This window comes from Sphingopyxis sp. (genome assembly GCF_036402335.1).
Lineage (GTDB): Bacteria > Pseudomonadota > Alphaproteobacteria > Sphingomonadales > Sphingomonadaceae > Sphingopyxis.
On sequence record NZ_DASWTD010000227.1, the window covers coordinates 1 to 3,745 of the forward strand.

A 3,745-nucleotide genomic window follows, 5' to 3' on the forward strand; every position below is an offset into this window, starting at 1 on the left:
TCTTCTCGCCCTTCTCAACACCGCGCTCCCCTTTTCGCTGTTCGCCTATGCGCAGACGCAGATCGCAAGCGGCCTTGCCTCGATCCTCAACGCGACAACCCCGCTCTGGGGCGTGATCGTCGCGCATCTTTTCACCCCCGACGAAAAGGCCACGCCAGCGAAACTTGTCGGTGTCGGCGCAGGCATCGCCGGGGTTGCGGTGATGATCGGCGGCGGCGCGCTGTCCGGGATCGGCGCCAGCCTCCCCGCCCAACTGGCCTGCCTTGGCGCAACGTTCTGCTACGCGCTTGCCGGGGTCTACGGCCGCCGGTTCCGCACGTGGGGCGTCGGCCCGCTCGATGTCGCGACGGGCCAGCTTGTCGCGGGCACGCTGCTCATCCTGCCGGTCGCGCTGTTCGTCGACGCCCCCTGGCAACTGGCGCTTCCCGGCACGGCCACACTCTTCGCGATCGGCGGGCTTGCGCTGCTTTCGACGACGATCGCCTATTTCCTCTATTTCAGCCTGATCGCGCGCGCCGGCGCGACCAACGCGCTGCTCGTCACGCTCCTCATTCCGGTCACCGCGATCCTGCTCGGCACCCTGCTGCTCGGCGAAGTGCTGTTGCCGCGGCATTGGGTCGGTATGGCGCTGATCGCCGCTGGGCTCGTCGCCATCGATGGCCGCCTCGTCGATCGTTTTCGCGTCAGCCAGCGCCCTGCCTGACCGCCTGCCGCCGCACCATCAGCAAGCCCAGCCAGCTCACGACGCCAGCCAGCGCGAGATAGAAGCCCACGGTTTCGGTCCCGCCCCGTTCGGCGAGCGCCTGCGCGATGATCGGCGCCATCGCGCCGCCCAATATTCCGCCCGCATTGAACGCGACCGAAGCTCCCGTATAGCGGACCTGCACGGGGAACAGCCCGGTCAGCCAGCTGCCGAGCGGACCATAGACAAGCCCCATGACGAACAGCGCGGTGGCAAGGCCGAGGAAGATCAGCGGCCAGCTTCCCGACGCCAGCGAGGGCCCGAACACAAACCCGACAAGCACCGTTGCGCCGCACCCCCAAGTCAGCACGCGCTGTTCGCTTGAGGCATCGCTCACATAACCTGCGAAAATGATGCCGATCGCCATGAACAGGATCGCGCCGAGCTGGACCAGCAGGAACTGCTCCTTCGGATATCCGAGCGCCTGCGTCCCGTGCCCGAGCGCAAAGCTTGTCGCGAGATAGAAGATCGCGAAACAGGCGACGACCGCGAAAGTCCCCGCGAGCGTCGCGACCAGATGATGCCGCAACAGATCGCCGAGCGGCACCGCGACCGGCGCGTCCTTTGCCAGCGCTTCGGCAAAATCGGGCGTTTCGGCAATTTTCAATCTTACCCAAAGCCCCAGTCCCACGAGGACGGCCGAGAGCAGGAAGGGGATGCGCCAGCCCCACACTGCGAAATCGGCGTCGCTGAGCCCGAGGCCGAGCAGCAGGAACAGCCCGTTCGCCGCGATAAAGCCGACCGGTGCACCCAGTTGCGGGAACATGCCGAAACGCGATTTCCATCCCGGAGGCGCATTCTCGACCGCGAGCAGCGCCGCCCCGCCCCATTCGCCGCCCAGCCCGAAACCCTGCCCGAACCGCAGGATACACAGCAGCAGCGGCGCGACCCAGCCGACCATCGCATAGGTCGGCAGGAAGGCGATCAGTAGCGTCGAGGCGCCCATCAGCATCAGCGATGCAACGAGCGTCGACTTGCGCCCGATCCGGTCGCCATAATGGCCGAACACGATCGCCCCGACGGGTCGCGCAAAAAAAGCGAGCCCGAAGGTCATGAAGCTGTACATCAGCTGCGCCGAATCCGAGCTTTCGGGAAAGAAGAGCGGCCCGAACACCAGCGCCGCTGCGGTGCCATAGATATAGAAATCGTAGAATTCGACCGCGGTGCCGACAAGGCTCGCGGTCAGAATGCGGCGATGCGCACGATAGGGTGCCAAATCCAAGGTGAACGCCCCTTCCCTGTTGGTTCCGGCGCTGCTTTGAACGCGATGAAGTGTCGGGCGCAAGGTGAAAAGCACCTGCCCGCGCTAGACAGCAGAGCCGCTGTTCCCTAATCGTTCGCGCGTGAATATGCCCCCCGCCTCGCCGCCCGACCTGCCACCGCCCGACGCGTCCGACCCGCCCTATCTGCAGGGGCTGAACGGCCCGCAGCGACAGGCCGTGCTGACCACCGAAGGTCCGGTGCTGATGCTCGCGGGCGCGGGCACCGGCAAGACTGCGGCACTGACTGCGCGGCTCGCGCACATCATCGCGACGCGCCGCGCCTGGCCGTCCGAAATCCTCGCGGTGACCTTTACCAACAAGGCGGCGCGCGAAATGCGCGAACGCATCGGCCGCATGATCGGCGACGCGGTCGAGGGAATGCCCTGGCTCGGCACTTTCCACAGCATCGCGGCCAAGATGCTGCGCCGCCACGCCGAACTGGTCGGGCTGCAGAGCAATTTCACCATCCTCGACACCGACGACCAGCTTCGCGTGCTCAAACAGCTGATCCAGGCCGAGGGGCTCGACGAGAAGCGTTGGCCGGCACGCCAGCTCGCGGGGCTGATCGACAAGTGGAAGAACCGCGGGCTCGTTCCCGCCGACCTCGACGCCGCCGACAGGGAATCCTACGCCGACGGCAAGGGACAGCATTTCTATGCGCTCTATCAGGCGCGGCTGAAGACGCTCAATGCCTGCGACTTCGGCGACCTTTTGCTCCACATGCTCGTGATCCTGAAGACCCACCGCGATGTGCTCGAACAGTATCAGGAACGCTTCAAATATATCCTCGTCGACGAATATCAGGATACCAACGCCAGCCAGTATCTCTGGCTCCGCCTGCTCGCGCAGGCGCGCAAGAATATCTGCGTCGTCGGTGACGACGACCAGTCGGTGTACAGCTGGCGCGGCGCCGAGGTCGCGAACATCCTGCGCTTCGACAAGGATTTCCCCGGCGCGACGATCATCCGCCTCGAACAGAATTACCGCTCGACGCCGCAGATCCTCGCCGCCGCCTCGGCGCTGATCGCGCAGAACAGCGGCCGCCTCGGCAAGACGCTGTGGACCGAACTCGAACCCGGCGACAAATTGCGCGTCGTCGGCGTGTGGGACGGGCCCGAGGAAGCACGCCGGATCGGCGAAGAACTCGAGACGCTCCAGCATCGCAAGGTCAGCCTCGATCGCACCGCGATCCTCGTCCGCGCACAGTTCCAGACGCGCGAGTTCGAAGACCGCTTCATCGCGATCGGCATGCCGTACCGGATCGTCGGCGGCTTCCGCTTCTACGAACGCGCCGAAATCCGCGACGCACTGGCCTATCTGCGCCTCGTCCAGTCGAGCGCCGACGACCTTGCCTTCGAACGCATCGTCAATGTCCCCAAGCGCGGGCTCGGCGACAAGGCGCTCGCGCGCATCCACCAGTTCGCGCATCACGAACGCGCGCCGCTGCTGAACGCCGCCGCGCGCATCACCGAAACCGACGAACTGACTCCGCAGGCGCGCCGCCAACTCGTCAATTTCGTCGCGCAGATGCGCGGCTGGCAGGCGAAAGCGAACGAGCTTTCGCATCCCGAACTGACCCAGCTGATCCTCGATGAGTCGGGTTATACCGCGATGCTGCAGGCCGACCGCAGCGTCGAAGCCGCGGGGCGGCTCGAAAACCTGTCCGAACTCGTCCGCGCGATGGAGGAGTATGAATCGCTCGAGGCGTTCCTTGAGCATGTCAGCCTCGTCATGGATCGCG

At 65.6% G+C, this 3,745-nt stretch carries 3 protein-coding genes; 2 read left to right on the forward strand and 1 reads right to left on the reverse strand.

Annotation, left to right across the window (positions count from 1 at the left end):
* A partial coding sequence (locus VGD20_RS07060) for a DMT family transporter (protein ID WP_331133774.1) occupies positions 1-703 on the forward strand: 703 nt, incomplete at its 5' end.
* Here VGD20_RS07060 and VGD20_RS07065 read toward each other — a convergent pair.
* Positions 684-1,958: an MFS transporter gene (locus VGD20_RS07065; protein WP_331133775.1), complete on the reverse strand. Its 1,275-nt coding sequence runs from the start codon at positions 1,956-1,958 to the stop codon at positions 684-686. The two genes, VGD20_RS07060 and VGD20_RS07065, sit on opposite strands and share 20 nt — an antisense overlap.
* Positions 1,959-2,091: 133 nt before the next feature.
* Here VGD20_RS07065 and VGD20_RS07070 point away from each other — a divergent pair.
* Positions 2,092-3,745, forward strand: a 1,654-nt coding sequence (locus VGD20_RS07070; RefSeq protein WP_331133776.1) for an ATP-dependent helicase, incomplete at its 3' end; no start/stop codon positions are given.